The sequence below is a fragment of the Arthrobacter sp. RAF14 genome (genome assembly GCF_052114185.1).
GTDB lineage: Bacteria > Actinomycetota > Actinomycetes > Actinomycetales > Micrococcaceae > Arthrobacter_E.
The window spans coordinates 352586-375153 of record NZ_JBFREG010000002.1 but is presented as its reverse complement, the minus strand read 5'-3'; the positions used below and the strand labels follow the sequence as shown (position 1 = coordinate 375153).

The 22568-nt window shown below is 69.5% G+C and carries 18 protein-coding genes; 11 read left to right on the top strand and 7 right to left on the bottom strand.

Translation table 11 applies throughout. The features are described 5' to 3' along the window. Positions 1 to 4 precede the first annotated feature (4 nt). Positions 5 to 580: a 5-(carboxyamino)imidazole ribonucleotide mutase gene (gene purE / locus AB4Y75_RS09225; protein ID WP_441435567.1), complete on the bottom strand. Its 576-nt coding sequence runs from the start codon at positions 578 to 580 to the stop codon at positions 5 to 7. Between the two features lie 49 nt (positions 581 to 629). Beyond that, on the bottom strand, positions 630 to 1790 hold the full coding sequence (locus AB4Y75_RS09220) for a 5-(carboxyamino)imidazole ribonucleotide synthase (RefSeq protein WP_441435566.1): 1161 nt from the start codon (positions 1788 to 1790) through the stop codon (positions 630 to 632). Between the two features lie 241 nt (positions 1791 to 2031). Here AB4Y75_RS09220 and AB4Y75_RS09215 point away from each other — a divergent pair, with 241 nt between their 5' ends. Next, positions 2032 to 2538 (top strand): GtrA family protein, encoded by a 507-nt coding sequence (locus AB4Y75_RS09215; protein ID WP_441435777.1) that lies wholly within the window; start codon positions 2032 to 2034, stop codon positions 2536 to 2538. A 101-nt stretch (positions 2539 to 2639) separates the two neighbouring features. On the opposite strand, the gene AB4Y75_RS09210 is transcribed toward AB4Y75_RS09215, so the two are convergent. Further along, positions 2640 to 3389, bottom strand: coding sequence for a TIGR03089 family protein (locus tag AB4Y75_RS09210; protein WP_441435565.1), 750 nt, complete (start codon positions 3387 to 3389; stop codon positions 2640 to 2642). 220 nt (positions 3390 to 3609) lie between these two features. Between AB4Y75_RS09210 and AB4Y75_RS09205 the strand changes: the two genes are divergently transcribed. From AB4Y75_RS09205 to AB4Y75_RS09195, 3 genes are read left to right on the top strand one after another with little or no spacing between them, the layout of a single operon-like run. Next, positions 3610 to 4146, top strand: a complete 537-nt coding sequence (locus AB4Y75_RS09205) for a WhiB family transcriptional regulator (protein ID WP_441435564.1) — start codon at positions 3610 to 3612, stop codon at positions 4144 to 4146. A gap of 26 nt (positions 4147 to 4172) precedes the next feature. Further along, complete coding sequence (locus tag AB4Y75_RS09200) at positions 4173 to 7463, top strand: glycosyltransferase (protein WP_441435563.1); 3291 nt, start codon at positions 4173 to 4175, stop codon at positions 7461 to 7463. Continuing rightward, positions 7456 to 9630, top strand: a complete 2175-nt coding sequence (locus AB4Y75_RS09195) for a DUF5719 family protein (protein WP_441435562.1) — start codon at positions 7456 to 7458, stop codon at positions 9628 to 9630. The genes AB4Y75_RS09200 and AB4Y75_RS09195 overlap by 8 nt, the downstream gene beginning before the upstream one ends. A gap of 81 nt (positions 9631 to 9711) precedes the next feature. Here the strand turns inward: AB4Y75_RS09195 and AB4Y75_RS09190 are convergent, their stop codons facing one another. Beyond that, on the bottom strand, positions 9712 to 9945 hold the full coding sequence (locus AB4Y75_RS09190; RefSeq protein ID WP_441435561.1) for a hypothetical protein: 234 nt from the start codon (positions 9943 to 9945) through the stop codon (positions 9712 to 9714). A gap of 439 nt (positions 9946 to 10384) precedes the next feature. Then, the gene (locus tag AB4Y75_RS09185) at positions 10385 to 10882 is read right to left on the bottom strand and encodes a metallopeptidase family protein (protein ID WP_441435560.1); all 498 of its coding nucleotides are present in this window, start codon (positions 10880 to 10882) and stop codon (positions 10385 to 10387) included. A 68-nt stretch (positions 10883 to 10950) separates the two neighbouring features. Between AB4Y75_RS09185 and AB4Y75_RS09180 the strand changes: the two genes are divergently transcribed. The 5 genes from AB4Y75_RS09180 (at position 10951) to AB4Y75_RS09160 (ending at position 16106) form a co-directional block, all read left to right on the top strand. Then, positions 10951 to 11361, top strand: coding sequence for a DUF3499 domain-containing protein (locus AB4Y75_RS09180; RefSeq protein ID WP_441435559.1), 411 nt, complete (start codon positions 10951 to 10953; stop codon positions 11359 to 11361). Positions 11362 to 11448: 87 nt separating this feature from the next. Next, positions 11449 to 11634, top strand: a complete 186-nt coding sequence (locus AB4Y75_RS09175) for a Trm112 family protein (protein WP_441435558.1) — start codon at positions 11449 to 11451, stop codon at positions 11632 to 11634. A 39-nt stretch (positions 11635 to 11673) separates the two neighbouring features. After that, positions 11674 to 13152: an adenosylhomocysteinase gene (gene ahcY / locus AB4Y75_RS09170; RefSeq protein WP_441435557.1), complete on the top strand. Its 1479-nt coding sequence runs from the start codon at positions 11674 to 11676 to the stop codon at positions 13150 to 13152. A gap of 153 nt (positions 13153 to 13305) precedes the next feature. After that, entirely contained in the window at positions 13306 to 14541 is a 1236-nt protein-coding gene (locus tag AB4Y75_RS09165; protein WP_441435556.1) for an Ig-like domain-containing protein, read from the top strand. A 176-nt stretch (positions 14542 to 14717) separates the two neighbouring features. Beyond that, the gene (locus tag AB4Y75_RS09160; RefSeq protein WP_441435555.1) at positions 14718 to 16106 is read left to right on the top strand and encodes a TIGR01906 family membrane protein; all 1389 of its coding nucleotides are present in this window, start codon (positions 14718 to 14720) and stop codon (positions 16104 to 16106) included. 113 nt (positions 16107 to 16219) lie between these two features. On the opposite strand, the gene AB4Y75_RS09155 is transcribed toward AB4Y75_RS09160, so the two are convergent. After that, positions 16220 to 18109 carry an AMP-dependent synthetase/ligase gene (locus tag AB4Y75_RS09155; RefSeq protein ID WP_441435776.1) on the bottom strand — a complete coding sequence of 630 codons (1890 nt, stop codon included), beginning with the start codon at positions 18107 to 18109 and terminating at the stop codon, positions 16220 to 16222. A 50-nt stretch (positions 18110 to 18159) separates the two neighbouring features. Beyond that, entirely contained in the window at positions 18160 to 19902 is a 1743-nt protein-coding gene (locus tag AB4Y75_RS09150) for a dolichyl-phosphate-mannose--protein mannosyltransferase (RefSeq protein ID WP_441435554.1), read from the bottom strand. A 60-nt stretch (positions 19903 to 19962) separates the two neighbouring features. Here AB4Y75_RS09150 and rsmI point away from each other — a divergent pair, with 60 nt between their 5' ends. Together rsmI and AB4Y75_RS09140 are read left to right on the top strand one after the other, a co-directional pair. Beyond that, entirely contained in the window at positions 19963 to 20820 is an 858-nt protein-coding gene (gene rsmI / locus AB4Y75_RS09145) for a 16S rRNA (cytidine(1402)-2'-O)-methyltransferase (RefSeq protein ID WP_441435553.1), read from the top strand. 222 nt (positions 20821 to 21042) lie between these two features. Beyond that, entirely contained in the window at positions 21043 to 22530 is a 1488-nt protein-coding gene (locus AB4Y75_RS09140; RefSeq protein WP_441435552.1) for an NAD-dependent succinate-semialdehyde dehydrogenase, read from the top strand. Positions 22531 to 22568: the final 38 nt, after the last annotated feature.

The following is a 22568-nucleotide window of genomic DNA, read 5'->3' as shown; positions in this document are numbered from 1 at the left end:
GCCTCTAGGCCTGCGCCTCATCCGCTGCCGTGCCGAGGGGCACTCCGGGCGCCCCGAAGACCTCCGCGGCCTTCGCTCGCAGGGAGGCGCCCTTGGAGGACGCCACTGCGTTCAGACTCTCGGAGAAGCGGAGAAGGTCCTCGCGCAGCGACTGCGCGAATTCGCCCTCACCCGCGGCCAGCATGCGGACCGCCAGCAGGCCGGCGTTGCGTGCGCCGCCGATCGAGACGGTGGCGACCGGGACGCCCGCAGGCATCTGCACGATCGACAGGAGCGAGTCCATGCCGTCCAGGGTCTTCAGCGGGACCGGCACGCCGATGACGGGCAGAGGGGTCACGGAAGCGAGCATCCCCGGCAGATGGGCTGCTCCGCCGGCGCCGGCGATGATGATGCGCAGGCCCCGCTCGTGGGCCTGTTGGCCGTAGCGGATCATCTCAGTCGGCATACGGTGGGCGGACACGACGTCGGCTTCGAACGGCACGCCGAACTCATGCAGGGCTTCCGCCGCGGCCTCCATGACGGGCCAGTCGGAGTCCGAACCCATGACGAGTCCTACAAGGGGGGTGGTGTTGCTGCTCATGCGTGTCCGATCGTTGTCTGGGGATTCAGCGGTCAGGGTGTTGCGATGCTCAGGAGCCGGTGCCATCACGGAGGATGGCCGCCACCCGCCCGGCCTGCTCACGAAGTTCCTCGGCCTGCGAGGCGTCCGGGCCCACGATGTTCACGTGGCCGATCTTCCGGCCGGGGCGGACCGACTTGCCGTAATTGTGGATCTTGGCTCCCGGCGCGGCCGCGAGAGCGGCGGGCATGGCGGAATAGATGTCCTGGTTCGCGCCGCCGAGGAAGTTCTTCATGACGGCCACGCCGCCCAGCACATCCGTGGCGCCGAGGGGGAGATCCAGGACTGCGCGCAGATGCTGTTCGAACTGGCTGGTCACGGATCCGTCCTGGGTCCAGTGCCCCGTGTTGTGGGGACGCATGGCCAGCTCGTTGATCAGGAAGCCTGCTCCCTGGCCGGGGGTCTCGAACAGCTCGGCGGCCATCACGCCCGTCACGCCGAGTTCTGCGGCGAGGGTGAGCGCGGCGGCTTCGGCGGCCTGCGCGACGGCGGGGTCCAGGCCGGGCGCGGGAACGATCACTTCATCGCAGACGCCGTCCACCTGAATGGTGTGCGCGACCGGCCAGACCCGCTCCTCGCCACTGGGGGTGCGACCCACCAGCACGGAGAGCTCACGGGAGAAGTCCACCTTGGCCTCTGCGAGGAGCGGGGACATCGACTCGAACCAGGAGGCGCAGTCCGCTGCGTCGGCCGCGTCGTCGACGATCCGCACGCCCTTGCCGTCGTAGCCGCCGCGCGGGGTCTTCAGCACCACGGGCCAGCCGATCCGGTCGCCGAACTCGACGAGGGCGTCCACGGAGTCCACCGCGGCCCACTCGGGGTTGGGGAGGCCGAGACGGTCCACCGCAGTGCGCATCACGATCTTGTCCTGCGCGTGCACCAGGGCGTCCGGGCCGGGCTGGACGTTGACACCCTCCGCGATCAGGGCGCGCAGGTGCTCGGTGGGGACGTGCTCGTGGTCGAAGGTGATGACGTCGACGTCGCGGGCGAACGCGCGGAGGGCCTCGAGATCACGGTAATCACCGATCGGGGTGGTCTTCACCGCGGCCACCGCGGAGACGTCCGGGCCCTCGGCCAGGACGCGGAGTTCCACGCCGAGTTCGACGGCCTCCGGGGCCATCATCCGGGCCAGCTGGCCGCCACCGATCACACCAACAACAGGGAAAGTCACGCCTCTAAGCCTACCGAACACGGCCGGACCCGCCCCCAGCGTGCATTCAGCGTGACTCCGGGACTCCTCTTGATGACAGCCCTGAAAGACTCCTGACACCGGCGGGTCGTCATGTTTCCGGACGCCCTCGTCATCCGGTGGACGTTCCGGGACGGCAGAAGCCCGGCAAAGCCAACGGCGCTAAGATGTACCACTGACCCATGGGTCGTCTACCAATCGTCAGCTGGCCGTGGAGGAAAACATCGTGAACAAACTCGCCGATCGCATCCGGGGGCTCGCCTCGCTGTTCTGGCGTGAGGTGGCCAAGTTCGGTGCGGTGGGCGGGATCGCGTTCGTGATCGACAACGGCCTGACCTATTGGCTGATGCACGGCGCCATGGACGGCGCCGAGGCGAAGGCCCGTTTCGTGGGCGCCACCGTCGCCACGATCTTCTCCTGGCTGGCAAACCGGTTCTGGACGTTCCGGCACCGCCGCCAGCCGAATGTGCTGCGTGAATTCGTGATGTTCGTCATCATCAACGGCATCGGCATCGGCATCTCGACGGGCCTGACCGCGGCCGCCAAGTACTGGCTGCACATCGAGGACAAGAATCTGCTGTTCCTCGCGGGCGTCGCGGGCATCCTGGTGGCCACGGTGGTCCGCTTCTTCGCCTACCGCTTCCTGGTGTTCAACAAGGAGCTGGATGAGGAGCCCGGCTACGACCACGATCACGAGCTGATCGACGGCAGCAAGGCCGGCAAGAACTGACACCGGCGGCCACACCGGTCCGCTGAGAACCGCCTGAACGCGGTGCCCGCGCCCGCCTCCTGATCAACGGATCAGATCGCCCCACGGATCAGATCGACAGATCAGGAGGCGGGCGTTCCGCTGTCCGCGGTCACCCGCTCGGACTCCAGCAGCCGGTCCGTCACGGCGACGTCGTCGTGGACCAGGACCACCGAGCCACCCGCCAGCCAGGATCCCAGGCAGTGCGCCAGCACGGTGCCGAGGCCGTCCGCGGCGTGGACCAGGACGCGGGCACCCCGCGCCGTGGGGGTCGCGAACGCGGCCAGGCCGGCGTCGTCGTACGCCTGACCGCCGGTGACCAGGAGCGTCTCCTGGCCGGTGGGGTCCATCCAGGGGAGGAACACGTCGCCGTGGCTGCGGACCTCCGCCGCATAGTCGACGACGCCGGACGGCAGGGTCCCGGGCCAGCGCGGCGCCAGCGCGCCCAGAGAGACGGCCACCAGCTGGGTGTCGACGTCGCCCGCGCGCTCCAGCAGCGCGGCGTCCGCCGTGGCCACCAGATCCGAGCCGGAGAGCTCCTCGTCATCGGCGGGGGAGCCGGGCCGGACGGTCAGGCCCAGGTTCAGGGAGCCCAGGGCGAGCACCAATGACTTCCAATGACCCGGAAGGTCCAGCGCGATGCTGCCGCCGGGCGCCGCGTCGAGTTCGTCCTGGAGGAAGTTCGCCGTCTTGGCCACCCAATTGTCCAGGACCTTGCCGGACAGCTCGACCCGTTCGCCGTCCGGGCCGTACCAGGTGAGACGAGGAGCCCCAGGTGGGAGGCTCAGGCCGTCCCGGAAGTCCTGCAGGAGGGTCCTGATGACGAGGTCCATGGGGCTGTTCGATCCTTCCGGGAGGCGGCCGCTCACATCCCGGCGTGGCGCATCGGGAAAAAGCCAAGTGTCCTGAGTATTATCCCTGCCCGCTTGACCTCGCCCTAGTTACACGCGTGTAATTAGTAATTGCAGACCGCCAAGGCATGGTCCGGAGGTGCGCCTCAGGGCCCTCCACGTGCCATCCGGGCGGCAGCCATTCAGATCGAGGAGAGGCGCAATGGGGCAGACAGAGCGTATCCAAGACGAAAACTTCACCCCGGGTCCGGCCGCGTACCAGGCCACCCGTACCGTGCCCGAGGACTGGTTCCTGGACCCGGCCGATCCGGAACGCGCCCAGCGGTTCCGGCAGGACACCGCCCGCACCCTGGAGGATCAGGCCACCGCCTTCCTCACGGCGCATGAGCCGGCCGAGTCCGCGCCGGCCTCACCCGAAGACGAGCTGGATCCTCCGCTCGAGCTCTTCGCGCGCCCCGAGCCGAGTGGTCTCGCAGCCGCCTTCACGATCCTCCCCGGCCGCGAGGTGGGGGACGAGTCCGAGCTGAGCTGGCAGGCCGAGTCCCTGTGCGCCCAGACCGACCCCGAAGCGTTCTTCCCCGAAAAGGGCGGCTCCACACGGGACGCCAAAAAGGTGTGCGCCGCGTGCACGGTCCGGCAGCAGTGCCTGGAGTACGCCCTGGCCAACGACGAACGGTTCGGCATCTGGGGCGGTCTCTCCGAGCGTGAGCGCCGCCGACTGAGGAAGCGAGCAGTCTGATTCACCCCCAAGCACGGGTCACTGCCGTGGTGGTCTCCCACCAGGGCAGCGCCTACCTCCCCAGGACCCTGGCCGCCCTTTCCCGGCAGAGCCGTGCAGCGGATGTCTGCATCGGCGTCGACGCCGCCTCCTCGGACGGCTCCGCCCGGCTGCTGGAGGAGGCGTTCGGCAGCGATAACGTCACGATGTTCCGGCACCCCCGGCTGGGCTTCGGCGCCGCCGTCCAGGCCGGATTGGCGACGGCGGACCGGCTGAGCGCAGGCGACACCGCAGCGGCCGCCGAACAGCAGTGGGTGTGGCTGCTCCACGACGATTCGGCCCCGGCGCCGGACGCGCTGAAGCGTCTGCTCGAAGCCGTGGAGCGCTCTTCCAACGTGACCATCGCCGGCGCCAAACAGCTGGACTGGAACTCCGAGCGCAAGCTCGTGGACGCCGGTCTCGCCGTGAGCACCTGGGCCGAACGGCTCACGCTCATCGAAGCCGATGAGATGGACCAGGGCCAGTACGACCAGCTCCGCGACCGCTTCGCCGTCAACTCCGCGGGCATGCTGGTCCGCCGGGACGTGTGGGACGCGATGGGCGGTTTCGACCCGGCCCTCCCCGGCACCGGCGACGACGTGGACCTCTGCTGGCGCAACTGGCTCGCCGGGAACAACGTGGCCTTCGTGCCGCAGGCCCGGATGTATCACGTCCAGAACCGGCCCCACGCCCTCGGCACCCCGGCCGCGGCCCGCACCTCCCAGGTGTACCTCCGGCTCAAGCACACCAGCTGGTGGAAGATCCCGTTCCTGGTGCTCGGCACGCTGATCGCCTCGGTGGGCCGGTTCCTGCTGGCCGTGGCCATGAAGGACCCGGGGTACGGATTCCAGCAGCTCGCCGGGACCGTCCGCGGTGTCTCGCGCCCCGTGGCCCTCGCCAGGGGACGCAAGGTGGCGGCCCGGACACGGAAGAACCCCCGCAAGACCATCCGCCGGCTCCAGACCTTCCGTGAGGAGGTCTGGGCGCACCGGCGTTCCCTCATGGAGGCGCTCGGCGCCGACGAACTCCTGGACGCCTCCTTCAGCGCCACCGGCCTCGCCTCGGAGCCGAGCGGCGACAACCAGGACGACTTTTCGGCGCTGGCAGCCCCGAGCCGGGCTTTCGCCGGGTGGGGACTCATCGCCTCCGTCCTGATCACCACCGGGATCGCCCTGGTGGGTCTCTTCCCGGTCCTGGGTGGCACGCAGTCGGGAGGCGGCCTGCTGCCGCTGTCCGGTTCGCTGGGCGAGGTCTGGGACAACGCCACCCGCAGCTGGGTCACCCTCGAAGCCGGTTACCCGGGTCACGGCGATCCCTTCGGCCTGGTCCTGTGGATCCTCTCCGTGCTCAACGGCGGGCAGCCCACTCTCGTGGTGCAGTCCGCGCTCCTCGCCGCCATGCCGCTGGCCGCAGCGGGCGCCTGGTTCCTGGCCGCCTCCCTCACCCGGCACCGCAGGACCTGGTTCCTGGCCGCGCTGATCTGGGGCACGGCGCCCGCGCTGTTCACCAGCCTCAACCAGGGTCGCCTCGGCGCCATCCTGGTGCACGCGCTGACGCCCTGGCTCGTGCTGGCGCTCGTCCGCGCCACCGGATCGGCCCGGGACCGCCGTCTTGAGGCCCGTGCCGACGGGCTGCTGCCGCAGGGCCCGCTCAGCAGCCGGGCCGGCGTCGGCGGCGCCATCTCCTGGACCGCCGCCGCCTGGGCAGGCCTCCTCCTGGCCGCGGTGACGGCGAGTGCGCCCGTGCTCCTGCTGCCCTCCGTGGTGTCCGTGGCGCTGCTCGCTCTGCTTCTGCGCCGCCGCGGCCGGGCTCTCTGGTGGAGCCTGACCCCGCCGCTCGCCCTCTTCCTGCCGTTCGCCTTCACGGCGGTGACCCAGCCTCGCGCCTTCCTGGCCGATCCCGGCGTTCCGCTCGAGTTCGATGCCGCGCCGCTCTGGCAGCAGCTGCTCGGCCAGCCGGTCGCCGTGGACCCCCACGCCGCGATCCCCGGCCTGGCCTGGCTCCCGGGTGACGTCCCGTGGGCCCTCGTCCTGATGCTCGTCCTGGCCGGTCCGGTGCTCCTCCTCGCGGTCTGGGGCGCCCTGGTTCCCGGCCGTCGTGGCCGCACCGGAACGCTGGCTCTCCTGCTGGCCGCCCTGTTCCTGGCCGTCGGCTGGATCATCCCCGGCGTCGCGGTGTCCGTGGGTGTCGACGCCGTCGTGACCCCGTTCACCGGTCCCGCGGTCTCCGTGGCGTGCTGTGCCGTGCTGGTCTCCGCCATCGGCGGCGCGGACCGTGCACTGCAGCGCCGGAAGTCCTCTCGCAACCGCCGCGCCCCCTGGCGCGTGGGCGTCGTCTCCGTGGCGGTCGTGGTTCTGCTTGTGGGCCCGGCCCTGAGCTCTTGGACCTGGCTGGCCTCCAACCTGGGGGTCGGAACGGTCGCCGACGGTTCACACTACGGGGCCGCGAAGCTCTTCCAGACCCAGGACAAGCCCCAGATCCCCGCCACCGCGGTGGACCGTGGGCGTGGCCCGGAACAGACCCGGACCCTCGTGATCACCGAACTCGGCGACGGCAGCTACACCGCCGCCCTGGTCCGCGGTTCCGGCACCACGCTGGATGCGCTGTCCACGCTGGCGGCCGTCCACGGCATCCGCGATGATTCGGCTTCACCGGCAGCGGACGACGACGCCTCGGCGGGCATCCGCAGCGCGGTCGCCACGATCGTCGCCGGGCAAGGCGTGGACCCCCGCCCGACCCTGGAGAAGCTGGGCGCCGGCTTCGTGGTGCTCAAGGGCGCCAACGACGCCGCCGGGCTGACCGCCAGCCGCATCGACGCCGTTCCGGGCCTCGCCGCCGTAGGGCCCACCGACGCCGGCTGGCTCTGGCGCGTGCGCGCGCTCGACCAGCCGCCGCTCAAGGATTCCGACACCATCAACCGGGTACGGGTCCTCGACGGATCCGGGAAGGTGGAGAGCCAGCTTCCCAGCGGCACCGTCGGCGTGGACACCACGCTGGGTGCGGGCGCCGAAGGCCGCAAGCTGGTGCTCGCCGAGCGGAGCGATCCGAACTGGACCGCGAGCCTGGACGGCAAGCGGCTGAACCCCACCACGGCCGGCTGGCAGCAGGCGTTCGACCTGCCCGCCGCCGGCGGTCACCTGGTGGTGACGCACAGCGACCCGTGGATCCCGTGGGTCCGGGTCATCACCTGGGTGGTGTTCATCGTGACCGCCCTGCTCGCGGTGCCCATTCCCGAACGTCCCGGAAAGGTCCGCATGGTCCGGGACGAGGCAAGCCTGAGGAAGGCCGGAAATGACTGAGGACAAGGACAAGCGCGCGGAGGCCGCCCCGGAGGAGAAGCCCGTGCAGCCCGAGACGGCCACGGCTTCCGGAACCGGTTCGCCGTCGTCCGCCGCCCCGGCCGAGAAAGCCGGGGAGCAGGTCGTCGCTGAGCAGAAAGCCGGCGAGCCCGGTGTGACGAAGCCTGCGGAGCCCGCCTCTGCGGTTCCGGCGAAGACCACGGAAGCCGCCGCGAGCGACCCCGGGACCCGGGCGGATGCCAAACCGCCGGCACGCGTCGCGAAGGCGGAAGCCCGGGCCGATAAGGCGACGGCGAAAGCCGCGAAGGCCGACGCGAAGCGTGAGACGGCAGCGAAGCGCGAGGCGGCCGCGAAGAACAAGGGCAAGGCCGCCGTCGTCGCTGCGAAGGCTCCGGTGACCGGGTCTGAGTTGCCGCACGGCTCCGACCGGTCCGACGGCGCTCAGAATCCGGCACCCGTGAAGAACCCGCGGGCCGCCCGGAGGATCGCCAAAGCCATCGCCGCCGGCACCGCGGGGGTGGCGTCCATCGCCCTGCTCGGCGCGGTGGCCGCGGGCGGCACCCTGGCACCGCGGTCGGCGGGTGGACAGTTGGCCGCCGTGGCGGCCGAGGTGCCCGCGGGCGATTCCCTCTCGGTCTGCCCGGCGGCGCCCCGCCTCCTGGCGGGTGCCGGGGACGGAACGGATGCCCAGTTCAGGCCGGAATCGAGCACGGCGAGCACCGTGTTCCGCGGCCTCACCCTGAGTGACCCGAACGGCCGGATGCCCGCCAGCGGCGTGCGTTCGCTGGACGGCAAGACCCTGCAGGAACTGACCAAGGCGAGTCCCAAGACGGACGAGGGTGTGCCCGGCCTGCCGGATCTCAAGGCCGCGGCCATTCCGTCGCGCACCCCGTCAGGGCCGGAGGTGCTGCAGGTGGGCACCCTGGACGGCAAGGACTCTACCGGAGCGGCCGCGCTGTCCTACCGGGCCGGCGACGGCGACCTCCGCGGTCTGGCCGCCGTGACCTGCCAGGCGCCGAGCAGTGATCAGTGGCTGGTGGGCGCGTCCACGCTGGTGGGCCGGACGTCCGTGCTGAATCTGTCGAACCCGAGCACCACCCCGGCCACCGTGAATCTCGAACTGTACGGTGACAAGGGCCAGATCAAGGCGCCGGGCAGCCGGGGACTTTCGATCGGCGCCGGACAGACCCGATCCCTGGTGCTGGCAGGTCTGGCTCCGCAGCAGGCGGCTCTGGCCGTCCACGTGAGCAGCACCGGTGGCCCTGTCACGGCGACGGTCCAGCAGAGCGTGCTCCGCGGGCTGACCCCTGGTGGCGTCGACTACCTTGGACCCACCGGACAGCCCGGTACCCGCCAGGTCATCCCGGGCGTCTCCCTGCGGGGCGGTACGGCAGCGGCGCGACTGGGTTCGGGCTTCGAGGACGCCGCTCCCACCCTGGCGCTGGCCGTGCCGGGTGCTCAGGACGCGGTGGTCCAGGTCAGGGTTTACGGCAAGAACGGCCAGCAGGCCATGGACAAGGGCGTGGTGAACGCCCCCGCCGGTACGGTCACGCAGGTGCCTCTCTCCGGTCTGCCCGACGGTGATTACACCATCGCTGTGAGCGCCGACGTTTCCGTGACCGCCGCGGTCCGGGCGACGCGGGGGACCGTCGCGAAGGACCCCACCGACTTCGCCTGGGTGCCGGCGTCGGCGCCTCTGAGCACGGATCAGGTCATGACCGTCCCGGTCGGAGCCACGAGCAGCCTGCAGTTCGGTGCTCCCTCGGGACGTGCGGAAATCAGCTACCGCGCCATCACGGCCGACGGCGCCATCCAGCCCGCGGCCAAGGCGACTCTGGCCGCCGGCACGACGGCGACCGTGGACGTGCCCGCGAAGGCGGGGGGAGCGGACGTGGTCGGCTACCTGTTCTCCGCGTCCGGCGATCCCGCCTACGCCGCCCTGGTGCAGACCGAGGACAAAGGCCCGGGCCTCAGCGTGCTCTCGGTGCCCAGTTGTAGCGGACTCACACCCCCGACAGCGTACTCACGAGGCACTGAGGACCCTATGGTCCGTCGACAGGTTTGTGGCTCGCGGGGAACCCGCGTCCGAGGGAAACCGCTCCCAGGAAGTCTGCGCGTGGTTCGAGGTGACCCCAGTGCAGGTCGTGGGCAATGCCTGTGTTCCTGATCGATGCCGGCTTTTGGGGCAGATCGACCCTCTCCACTAGTCAGACCGAAACATCGCTGTTGAATTAGAAGGTGGCGGCCATCAACCAAAGATTTGACGGCCGCTGCCATGCCGGAATTCACCCACGATCATGAAATCACCTGGGTCACCGTGTCGATGCGCTACACGTTCCGGCTCGGTGACTTCCTGCGCTGAGCCCATTTGATAAAGGTCCAGAGAGCGCCGATGAAGAACACCGATGCTGCAATGGCGCGCCACCACTCGAATGGCTGCCACAGGCCGAATATCAGAGCCCATCCAACGAATATTGCGCACTGCCACAGAGTAGATACTCCGTTTTTCATCGTCTGGCCCTCTCTTCTCAACATCAGGAGGCTGCGTTCCAGACTCCAGCGTAGCTAGAGATCGTCATGCCAATCCCTGCCGGCGTCCGCCCTGCGACCTCACGAGGGCCAGGGCGGCAAGAAGCGCAGCTTTTTGACTTCGGACAACATCATTCCATTTCCCCTGAAACGGAACATGGTGAATCCAACGTAACGAAGCGTGAAGCCGGATATCGACGATGTGCACGTGACAAATCCCGGCTCTTTGTGATCTTGAAAACCCCAGCTGCAATAGAGTGCGACGCTTGGTGTGGACGGCCCGCGTGGATCTGAGAGCCACACCCCCGACAGCGTACTCACGAGGCGCGCAGACCCACGAGGCGCCCGGACCTGCGTCGGCCCTCAGAGGCCCGCAGATGTCCCGGTGGACGTCAGAGCCCCCGGTGGTAGTACGGGTCGAGCGTCTCGGGGGCCACGCCCAGCAATTGCGCGGTGTGTTCCACCACCACATCGTGAACCAGATCCGGCAGATGTTCCTTGACGGGGCAGTTCTGCTCGACCACCCGGCGGTACACCGTCACGCGCGGCGCGAGGTCGCCGCGGGCCGGGGAGCTCAGGCCCAGGGGAGCGGGGAGTCCGCTGGCGAGCAGTTCCTCGAGGCCGGGCGGGATCTCCTCCACGGCGAACAGCACGCCATCCAGAAGATGCCCCTGCAGATCGTGGAGCCGCTGCGCGGTGTCCAGCACCAGGTCGTCGAATCGCTCCGCCCGGTTCCTGTGCCCGGGCAGCGTCGGCAGGATCATGTCCCCGCGCTGGCCGCGTCCGTGACGGTTCCTGCGGCGGTGCCGGAAGTCGCGGGTGGCCGTGGGAACCTCCTCCGCCTCCGGGAAGGAGAACGTCGCCGAGGGTTCGATGGGTCCGGACTGCATAGATCGACTCTAGACCCGCTTCCGCCCTTGCGCCGAAAACAGGCTGCCAGACGGTAATCTGGTCCGTTGTGGGTGCCATGAGGATGTGTTCGCGTTCGGCCTGCCGTGAGTCCGCGGTGGCCACTTTGACGTACGTTTACTCGGACTCCACCGCCGTCCTCGGGCCGCTGGCCGTCTACCCCGAGCCCCACAGCTACGACCTGTGCGTGCACCACGCCGACCGCCTGACCGTGCCCCGCGGCTGGGAAGTCCTGCGGATCTCGCTGCCCGCGTCCGTGGAGACCGAGCGCCGCGCCACCCGTCCGGAGAGCGATGAGCTGTCCGCCCTGGCCGACGCCGTGCGCGAGGAGCGCCAGGCGGCAGGCGAGACCGACACGGACACCGGCATCCCTCAGCGTCTCCGCCCGCCGCTTCTGGAACCCCCGGCGGGAGCCGAGGGCACCCGTCGCGGTCACTTGCGGGCTCTGCGCGAACCCTGACGGTACCGCTGCCCGCCGACGACGGCGGTAGGCTGGAAGGTGGTCACGCCGCCCTGGATTCCCGGGGCCCGATGTTTGGAGCCTTCCATGCCTTCGCTGAGCCCAGAACTGCTGAGCATCCTCCGCTGCCCCGAGACCGGCGCACCGCTGCGCCAGGACGGCGATGAACTCGTCGCAGGCACCGGGGACGCCGCCATCCGCTATCCCGTGGAGGACGGTATCCCGCTGCTGCTGCCCGCCTCCCTGCGTGACGCCTCCCGCACCGCCAACTGAGCCCCCGGCCCCTCACACCAGATCGGAAACCAGAGCAACATGACGTTCGATTACAAGATCGCTGACATCTCCCTGGCCGAAGCGGGACGCCACCAGATCCGCCTGGCCGAGCACGAGATGCCGGGCCTCATGGCGCTGCGCCGCGAGTTCGGCGAGAGCCAGCCGCTCAAGGGCGCGCGGATCGCAGGTTCGCTGCACATGACCGTCCAGACCGCCGTGCTGATCGAGACCCTCACGGCGCTGGGCGCCGAGGTCCGTTGGGCCTCCTGCAACATCTTCTCCACCCAGGACGAGGCCGCCGCCGCCATCGTCGTGGGCAAGGGGACCCCGGAGGACCCGCAGGGCGTCCCGGTCTTCGCCTGGAAGGGCGAGACGCTGGAGGAGTACTGGTGGACCGCCGAGCAGATCCTCACCTGGCCGGGCGCGGACCAGAACCCCGACCTCGGACCGAACATGATCCTGGACGACGGCGGTGACGCCACCCTCCTCCTGCACAAGGGCGTGGAGTTCGAGGCCGCCGGGGCCGTCCCGGGCGCCACCGAGGAGGACCCGGAGGAGTACCGCATCATCCTGGACGTGCTCCGCGCGGACCTCGCCGCCGATCCGCAGAAGTGGACCCGGATCGCGTCCCGCATCCAGGGTGTCACCGAAGAGACCACCACGGGCGTGCACCGCCTGTACCAGCTGGCCGAACAGGGCCGGCTGCTGTTCCCGGCCATCAACGTCAACGACTCGGTGACCAAGAGCAAGTTCGACAACAAGTACGGCATCCGCCACTCCCTGCCGGACGGCATCAACCGGGCCACCGACGTGCTGATGGGCGGCAAGGTCGCCGTCGTCTGCGGTTACGGCGACGTCGGCAAGGGCGCCGCCGAGGCGCTGCGCGGCCAGGGCTCCCGCGTGATCGTGACGGAGATCGACCCGATCTGCGCCCTGCAGGCCGCGATGGACGGTTACCAGGTGGCGCGCCTGGAGAACGTCCTTTCCGAGGGCGACATCTTCATCACGACCACGGGTAACAAGGACGTCATCATGGCCGCCGACATGGCCGCCATGAAGGACAAGGCGATCGTGGGCAACATCGGCCACTTCGACAACGAGATCGACATGGCCGGCCTCGCCAAGGTGCCGGGCGTCAAGCGCGTGGAGATCAAGCCCCAGGTGCACGAGTGGGTCTTCGACGAGGGCACCGACAAGCAGCGCTCCATCATCGTGCTGTCGGAGGGCCGGCTGCTGAACCTGGGCAACGCCACGGGCCACCCGTCCTTCGTCATGAGCAACTCGTTCAGCAACCAGACGATCGCCCAGATCGAGCTCTGGACCAAGCACGAGCAGGAGGGCGAGGAGAAGGAGTACCGGAACCAGGTCTACGTCCTGCCGAAGATCCTCGACGAGAAGGTCGCCCGTCTGCACCTGGACGCCCTGGGTGTGGAGCTGACCGAGCTGTCCAAGGAGCAGGCCGAATACCTCGATGTGGACGTGGCCGGCCCGTACAAGCCCGGCCACTACCGCTACTGAGCGCTCCTGAGCCGCTGAACCCGGTGCCCCGGAGGCGCCGGGTTCAGGCTTTTCCCTGGTGACCGGGGATAAAATGGTCTCAACCGATTTGCCACGAAGAGCAGGGAACTGTGCCGGGGATCCGTCCCCGGCACGGTCCGTTGAGGGAACACCATGAAACCGAGCACCCGCAAGAGCCGGGCCGTCAAGATCGCCGCGCTGTCCGCAGCCGGGGCTGTCATCGTCCTGGGCGGGATCGGCGCCGCCACGGCGCCGCAATGGCTCGGCGCTGTGAACTCCTCACCGGCAGGGTCCTCCCAGGCGCCCACCACACAGGCTCCTCCGGCCAAGCCCGTCCAGCTGACCGTGGCCCCCCTCAACGGCGCCAAGGAAGTGAATCCCGTGACGGCGCCCGTCGTGAAGGCCGTCAACGGCACCGTGAAGGACGTCCGGCTGACCCCGGCCAAGGGCGCGGCCGTCAAGGGGGAGTACGACGCCGGGAACGCCCAGTGGAAGGCCTCGGAGAAGTTGGCCTTCGACACCACCTACACCCTGAGCTACACCGCGGTGGACGAGGCGGGCGGCGAGACCCGGAAGTCCAGCACCTTCACCACCGTGGTCACCAAGAACGAGGCCAACACCACGCTGGTGGTCGGCACCCTGGGCGATCAGATCGGCGCAGGCCAGCCCATCCAGCTCACCTTCTCCGAGCCCGTCCTGGATGCCAACAAGGCCGGTGTGCAGAAGGCCGTCAAGGTGACCTCCAGCGCCGGGCAGAAGGTCAAGTGGCACTGGTACTCGGACACCATGGCGCGCATCCGCCCGGAGTCCTACTGGAAGTCCGGCAGCACGGTGACCCTGGACCAGCAGCTCTTCGGCGTGCCCTTCGGCAACGGCCAGATCGGCAGCTTCAGCAAGACGACCACGTTCAAGGTCGGCCCGCAGCGCGTGGCCGTCATGGACGGCGCGGCGCACACCATGCGGGTGTACCAGGACGGCCAGCTCGTGTACTCGGCGGACGCCGGCATGGGCGGACCGGAGATGCCGTCCCCCTCGGGCTCGGCGATCATCCTGGAGCAGCAGCGGGTCTCGCACTTCCGCGCCGAGAGCATCGGACTCAAGCCCGGTGATCCGCTCTACTACGCGCCCACGGACGTGAACTACGCCAACCGCCTCACCTGGAGCGGCGTGTACGTCCACGAGACGCTGCCCGGCGGGACCCAGTTCATCGGCAACACCAACATCTCCCACGGCTGCGTGGGGCTGCTGCCGAAGGACGCCGCCTGGTTCTTCGAGCACATGAAGCCCGGGGATGTGGTGCAGTTCAAGAACACGGCCGGCCCGCCCATCCGTGCGGATGAGGGGTTCGGCGACTGGAACATCCCCTGGGCGCAGTACGGCAACGCCTGAGCGGTGCGGGACGGTCTCTGAACAGGTGCTGATAACGCTCCGGCAACAATCCGGCCGCTGATCTGGGACCACGCCGCACGCTTCCGTCCGCCGGTCCGTGTTGACGGCTATTGTCACAGGGAGAATCAAATGCCCGTTGCAGCCTGGTGCCCAGGCCGGACGAGAAGTGGATGACCGTGAGCGACAAAAAGCCCAATGACCCCGCGTGGGACAGCACCCACGATTCCGACGAACCCGCTTTCGAATGGATGAAGGGCTCGACGGCGGCGGACGCCTCCGAGGATGCGGAGACGACTCCGCGCGACCCGTCGTCCGGGAACGCCGGGAAGACCGCGACTCCTTCCGTGGAAAGCCTGAAGGAACCGGCCGCCTGGGATCCTGACGTCACGGCCGCGAAGGCCGCAGCGCAGACGTCCGGACCGCAGGGAGCCGGCTCGGACGATGAGGCGGACGGGAAGGCCGTGCCCGAGGAATCCGGGCCGGCCGCGGACCGGCCGTCCGTCCAGGGCGAGACCGCCCGCACCGAGGCGTTCGGCGTCACGACCGCTGAGACCGGACCGGGTGACGGCGACACTGCCGCCCCGGTCGAGACCGACACCGCCGTGACCGACGCCGCCGTGACCGACGCTGCGTCGTCCACCACGGACGATTCCGAGGCGTCCGAGGCGGCTTCGGCCGAGGACTCAGAGGCTGCCGACTCCGAGGCGGTTCCCGCCGCGGCCGCCGGAACTCCGGCCACCGTGATCCAGGAACGGCTTCCCACCAGCGCGCTCACCGTGCGCGCGCCGGACGAGGAGGTGCAGAAGCGCCAGGCCGCCCGTGACGCCGCACTGGCCGCGAAACCCGTGGGCCCGCGCGTCGTGAAGGTGCTCAGCGCGATCTTCCTGCCGCTGCTGCTCGTGATCGCCGCCGTCCGTGTGGTGGCCACCCCGCTGTTCCTCTGGGTCGAGTACTTCCGGCCCGGCTTCCCGGCCGACGGGTACGGCTTCAGCCAGGAGGACCGCCTCACCTACGGCTCATACGCCGTCGACTACCTGAGCAACTTCGCGGGCCCCCGGTACCTCGGAGACCTGGTGACGGCCAGTGGCACCAAGCTGTTCCGCGACCCTGAGATCTCCCATATGGCCGACGTCAAGATGGTCACCATGACCACCTGGGGTGTGGGTGCGCTGCTCGCGGTGCTGGCCCTGATCGCGATCTGGTACCTGGGCCGGCGCCGCGACGGTTCGCTGCGGCACGCGTTCTTCTCGGCCTCCGTGGTGACCCTCGTGATCATCGTCGCGCTGGGCGTGGTGGGCTTCCTGGGCTGGGACAGCTTCTTCACCGGCTTCCACGAGCTCTTCTTCGCGAACGGCAACTGGACGTTCTCCCTGCAGGACACCCTGATCCGCCTCTTCCCGGGGCAGTTCTGGATCGACTCGGCCGTCACGATCGCCGGCCTGGTCTTCCTCACGGCCCTGGTGACGCTGATCTGCACCTGGCCCACCAAGCGTCGCCGCGACGCCCGCAAGGCCGTCATCGCCGGTCGTCTGGCGGCCCAGCAGGCCGCCGTCGCGGGGGAGTGAACCTCGCTTCGCTGAGCGGATGAAATGCTCACGGAGAACGCACTGACAACGGAAGAGCCCGCCCCTTCCGGGGCGGGCTCTTCCGTTGTCACCGGGCCGGGGGTGCTGCCCGCTCAGCCGCGGTAGAGCTGGTCGATCTGCGAGGCGAAGTCCGACATGACGGCGTTGCGCCGGAGCTTGAGGGACGGGGTCAGGTGACCGGAGTCCACGGACAGCTCGGCGTCCAGGATGGCGAACTTGCGGATGCTCTCCGCCTTGGAGACCTGGGTGTTCGCCTCATCCACGGACCGCTGCAGGGCCTCGAGGACCTCGGGGAGCTGCGCGGCCTCCGCCGGGGTCAGACCCGGGCGGGCGTGCTGGCGCCCCCAGGCCTCCACGGCCTCCGGGTCGAGCCCGATGAGGGCGGAGACGAACGGGCGTCCCTCGCCCAGCACCACCACGTGTTCCACGAGAGGGTTCTGGCGGATGGTCTCCTCGAGTGGCTCGGGTGCCACGTTCTTGCCGCCCGCCGTCACGATCAGGTCCTTCTTGCGGCCGGTGATCGTCAGGAATCCGTCCTGGTCCAGGGTGCCCAGATCGCCGGTGGCGAACCAGCCGTCCACGAAGGCGTCGAAGTCAGCCTGGGGGTTATTGTGGTAGCCCTTGAACACGCCGATGCCCTTGATGAGGACCTCGCCGTCGTCGGCGATCCGGATCGACGTGCCGGGGACGGGCCGCCCCACGGTGCCCAGCCGGTTCCGGCCCGGACGGTTCACCGCGGCCGGCGCCGTGGTCTCCGTGAGGCCGTAGCCCTCCAGGATCGGCACACCGGCTCCCAGGAAGAACTCCGACTCGTGCCGGTTCAGCGCGCTGGCCCCGGACACCGTGTGAGTGATGTGCCCGCCGAAGGCCGCGCGGACCCGAGGATAGAGGAGACGGTCGAACAGCAGGTGGCGCAGGCGCAGCACCAGGCCGGGGCCGTCCCCGAGACCTTGCTCGTGCCGCTGCGTGGCCTGGGCGTACTCCACAGCGGTGCTGAGGGCGCTGGCGAACAGCTTCCCCTTCCCGGACTCCTCGGCCTTCTGCCGGGCGCCGGCCACGACCTTCTCGAAGATGCGTGGCACGGCCAGCAGGAAGGTGGGCTTGAGGGTCTGCATGTCGGCCATGAGCTCGGAGGCGGAGCTGCTGTGACCCACCAGGATCCCGGCGTGGAGGCAGATGACCTGCACAGCGCGGGCCAGCACATGCGCCAGCGGCAGGAACATGAGCGTCCGGGCGCCGGGCGCCAGCGTGAAGGCGCCGAGTGCCGGGACGATGTTCTCGGCCACGAGGGCGAAGTTCGCGTGGCTGATCTCGCAGCCCTTCGGCTTGCCCGTGGTGCCGGAGGTGTAGACGATCGACGCTGTGTCGGCGAGCGACGCGGCCGTGCGGTGCCGCTCGAGCTCCGCCTCCGTGACCCCGGTGCCGGCGTTGGCGACGCTGACCATGTTCGGCACGGCGCCGCCCTGGTCCATGCGGATCACCTGGAGGGGTGCGCTTCCCAGCAGCTCCGAGCCCTCGGCGACCGCGGTGACCAGATCGGCCTTCGCCGCGTCCTCCACGAAGACCCGCCGGGCCCCGGAATCCTCCAGGATCCACTCCACCTGGCTGGCGGAGGAGGTTTCGTAGATGGGCACCGTGATGCCCCCGGCGTACCAGATGGCGAAATCGGCCAGGGTCCATTCGAAGCGCGTGCGGCTCATGACCGCCACGGGGTCACCGGGCTGCAGACCGCCCGCGATCAGCCCCTTGGCGAGCGCCTTCACGCGGGTGAGGAATCCCTCGGCGGTGAGCAGGGTCCAGCCGGGCAGTTCGTCCCCGCCGTTCTGCGCACGGCCGGTGGAGGCCGCCGAGGCGGACGACGACGGCGCGCGCAGAGCGTAGACGGGACGGTCCGGCGTCGCGGTGGCGCGGGCCAGCAGCACGTCCGTGACGTTCGACGCCGGGTCCAGCTCGGAGAGCAACGGCTCGGTGTACTCGGTGATGGTGCTCATGACGGGTGTTCCAGTTCCTGTCGTCTCGGATCCGGGGGTTCTCAGATCCAGGAGGGCATCCACATGCGCAGACGCCAGTCGTTGTACGTGATGGTCTCAGCGGTCCAGATGGGGTAGAAGAAGGCGGAGAGCAGGAGCACCGCCGCGAGGAAGAACGCCACCACCAGGAACCCCGAACGGCGGCGCCACGGCGGATCCCCCTGACGGCCCAGGATGAGGCCCAGGGCGTAGCAGAGGGCCAGGATCAGGAAGGGCTCGAAGGAGACGGCGTAGAAGAAGAAGGTGGTCCGCTCCGGGTACATGAACCAGGGGAGGTAGCCGCCGGCCATGCCCGCCAGGATGGCCCCGGCGCGCCAGTCACGGCGTCCGGCCCAGTAGAAGAGCACCACCAGCAGTGCGATCGCGGCGCCCCACCAGATCAGCGGATTGCCGACGCTCAGGATGGCTTCGGAGCACTTCTGCTGCGTCCCGGACCCGCATTGCGGTGACTGGTAGTAGAACGAGGTGGGCCGGCCCAGGACGAGCCACGTCCAGGAATTGGCCTTGTACGGGTGGTCCGAGCTCAGCCCCTGGTGGAAGGTGTACGCCTGTACGTGGAAATCCCAGAGCGAGCGGAGCGCCGGGGGGAGCCACTGCACGCCCTTGCCGGGATTCTGTTCCGCCCAGTGCCGGTTGAACGCGTTGTCGCTGAGGAACCAGCCGGTCCAGGTGGAGAGGTAGACCGCCGTGGCCGTGCCGAGATAGAGGAAGAACGCGGGCACGCCGTCCCGGATGATCCCGGCCACGGCCCAGTTCCGGATCCCGGCCACTCTGCGGGCGTTCATGTCCCAGAGCACCATGAGGAGGCCGAACACGGCCACGAAGAAGAGCCCGGACCACTTGATCCCGACGGCGGCGCCCATGGAGGCGGAGGCTGCCAGGCGCCACCAGCGGAAGCCGAGTCCCGGGCCCCAGCGCAGCGCGGCTTCGGAGGGGACGCCGTCCGGGGACGCTGTGGCGAGGGCGGACAGCCGGGCCGCGAGCCGCCGTCGTCCGTCGCCGCGGTCCAGCAGCAGGAAGGCGAAGGCGAGCAGCACCCAGAACTCGATGAAGATGTCCAGGATGCCGATCCGGGACATGACCAGATGGGTCCCGTCCACCGCTGTCAGGAGGCCGGCGATGGTGCCCAGGGTGACGGAGTTGAAGAGTTTCTGCGCCACCAGGGCCAGGATCAGGATGGACAGGGTCCCCACGACGGCGGACGAGAACCGCCAGCCGAAGGTGTCGCCCTGGCCGAAGAGGTCCATGCCCCAGGCGATCATCCACTTGCCGAGGGGCGGATGGACCACGTACTCGCCGGTGTCGAGGATTTGGCTGGGATCGCCCTGGTTGAACGCCGTATTGGCGTCCTTGGCCCAGTTGCGTTCGAAGCCGGACTGCAGCAGAGAGTAGGCGTCCTTGACGTAATACGTCTCGTCGAAGACCAGGGAACGGGGTTCGCCCAGACGGACGAAGCGCAGCACGCCACCCAGAACCGCGGTCAGGACCGGCCCGAGCCAGAACCAGAGACGCAGGGTCGGTGAGAGGTCGCGCCACGACTGCACGGGACCGAGGAGCCGTTCCAGCAGGCTCTCCCGGGTGAACGCCGTGCGGGGGTCCAGGACCCAGGAAGGCTTGCCCTGTGCCAGAGGGCGCTTCCGGACCGAGGCCGGAGTCCTGCCGTGCCGGGGGCCCTCGGGGGACACCGCAGCCGGGGATGCGCTGGCGGAGCCGCCGTCCAGCGCGGCCTCTTCGGTCTGGGTCACGTAGTCATGCTACCGGGCGGTGCCCCTGGGAGGATCGCTCTGGGCGGTAGGCTGGACGGCATGGCTGAGCGAGCGGTGCAGGGTGAAGGGCGTGTGGTCCTGGCGGCCACACCGATCGGCAACCTCGGGGATGCCTCGCCCCGGCTCCGGGAACTCCTGGAGACCGCCGACGTCGTCGCGGCCGAGGACACCCGTCGTCTGCACCGCCTGGTCCAGGGCCTCGGCCTGACCATCTCCGGCCGGGTCATCAGCTACCACGAGCACAACGAGCGCGAACGGGCCGAGGAACTCCTCGAATTCGTCGCGGAGGGGCAGACCATCCTGGTGGTCTCCGACGCCGGGATGCCCGCGGTCTCGGACCCCGGATTCCGGCTGGTCTCCGCCGCCGTCGACGCCGGAGTGCTGGTCACCGCGGTCCCCGGACCGTCCGCCGTGCTCACCGCACTCGCCCTGTCGGGCCTGCCCACCGACCGCTTCACCTTCGAGGGCTTCCTGCCCCGCAAGACCGGTGAACGCCTGGGTGCGCTCCGCGAACTGGCCCAGGAACGCCGCACGATGGTGTTCTTCGAGGCGCCGCACCGGCTGGAGGTCATGCTGACCGCTCTGCGGGACGTGTTCGGGACGGAGCGCCGCGCCGCCGTGTGCCGAGAACTCACCAAGACCTATGAAGAGGTGATCCGGGGGTCCCTGGAGGAGCTCGTCGCCTGGGCGGGGTCCGGCGAGGTCCGGGGCGAGATCGCCGTGGTGGTCGGGGGAGCGGGCGAACCCGAGCCGAGCCGGCCCGACGACCACATCGAGGCGGTGGCCGCCCTGACCGCCGAGGGCATGCGCCTGAAGGAGGCCGTCGCCGTCGTGGCCGAGTCGCAGGGTGTGAGCAAACGCGAGCTGTACCAGGCGGTCCTCGCCGCGCGGAGCTGACCCGCACTCTCGCGAGAAGCCAGTTGAGCACGGTGTCCGGCGCCGGGACTGTGCTCAACTGGCTTCTCGCGGCAAGGGGAGTTGTGCACTTGCACAGCGAACCGCGGGATCGCTAGTGCACACCCGCGTAGACGTGCGTCACAACGCGGCGATAACTTGGCTGGGAAGGGTCTTCACGGAAGACCCACAGCCCCAGTACCCCCAAGCACGAAGGAGTCGGACATGACTTCCGCGATCACCGCCGAGCGCGAGGCAGAGCTGCTCGCCAAGGTCCCCACCGGCCTGTTCATCAACGGTGAATGGCGTGCAGCCTCCACCGGCAAGACCTTCGACGTCGAAGATCCGGCCACCGGCAAGGTGCTCCTGAGCATCGCCGACGGCACCAGCGAGGACGCCATGGCCGCCCTCGACGCCGCCGACGCCGTGCAGGCCGAATGGGCCCGCACCGCTCCGCGTGAGCGCGCCGAGATCCTGCGCCGCGCCTTCGACCTCGTGACCGAGCGTGCCGATGACTTCGCCCTCCTCATGACCCTCGAGATGGGCAAGCCCCTGGCCGAGGCCCGCGGCGAGGTCACCTACGGCGCCGAGTTCCTGCGCTGGTTCTCCGAGGAGACCGTCCGCGACTACGGCCGCTACCTCACCACCCCCGAGGGCAAGAACAAGATCCTCGTGCAGCGCAAGCCCGTGGGCCCCTGCCTGCTCATCACCCCCTGGAACTTCCCGCTGGCCATGGCCACCCGCAAGATCGCCCCGGCCATCGCCGCCGGCTGCACCATGGTGATCAAGCCCGCCAAGTTCACCCCGCTGACCACTCAGCTCTTCGTGGCCACCCTGGTCGAGGCCGGCGTTCCGGCCGGCGTCGTGAACGTGGTCTCCTCCTCCAGCGCCTCCTCCATCTCCGGCCCGATCATGAAGGACTCCCGCCTCCGCAAGGTGTCCTTCACGGGCTCCACCGCCGTGGGCAAGCGCCTCATCGCCGACGCTGCCAACAACGTGCTCCGCACCTCCATGGAACTCGGCGGCAACGCCCCGTTCCTGGTCTTCGAGGACGCCGATCTGGATAAGGCCGTCGAGGGCGCCATGGCCGCCAAGATGCGCAACATGGGCGAGGCCTGCACCGCTGCCAACCGCTTCCTGGTCCACGAGTCCGTGGCCGAGGAGTTCACCGCGAAGTTCTCCGCCGCCATGGCAGCCCTGAACACGGGCCGTGGCACCGAGACGGAGACCAACGTCGGCCCGCTGATCGACTCCGGCGCCCGCGACGACGTCCACGCCCTGGTGACCGCCGCCGTCGAGGCCGGTGCGACCGTCGAGACCGGTGGCGCTCCAGTGGAGGGCGATGGCTACTTCTACGCCCCCACGGTCCTCAGCAACGTGCCGAACGACGCCGACATCCTCCTCAACGAGATCTTCGGCCCGGTCGCCCCGGTGACCACCTTCTCCTCCGAGGAGCAGGCCATCAAGCTGGCCAATGCGAGCGAGTACGGCCTGGCCTCGTACGTCTACACCCGCGATTACGCGCGGATGTTCCGCGTGGCGGAGCAGATCGAGTTCGGCATGGTCGGCTTCAACGCCGGTGTCATCTCGAACGCGGCCGCTCCGTTCGGTGGCGTGAAGCAGTCCGGTCTGGGCCGCGAGGGCGGCGCCGAAGGCATCGCCGAGTACACCACCACCCAGTACATCGGCATCGCCGACCCGTACGCCAACTGATCCACGGCACCGCCGCACCTTCGCAACCGACGGCAGTG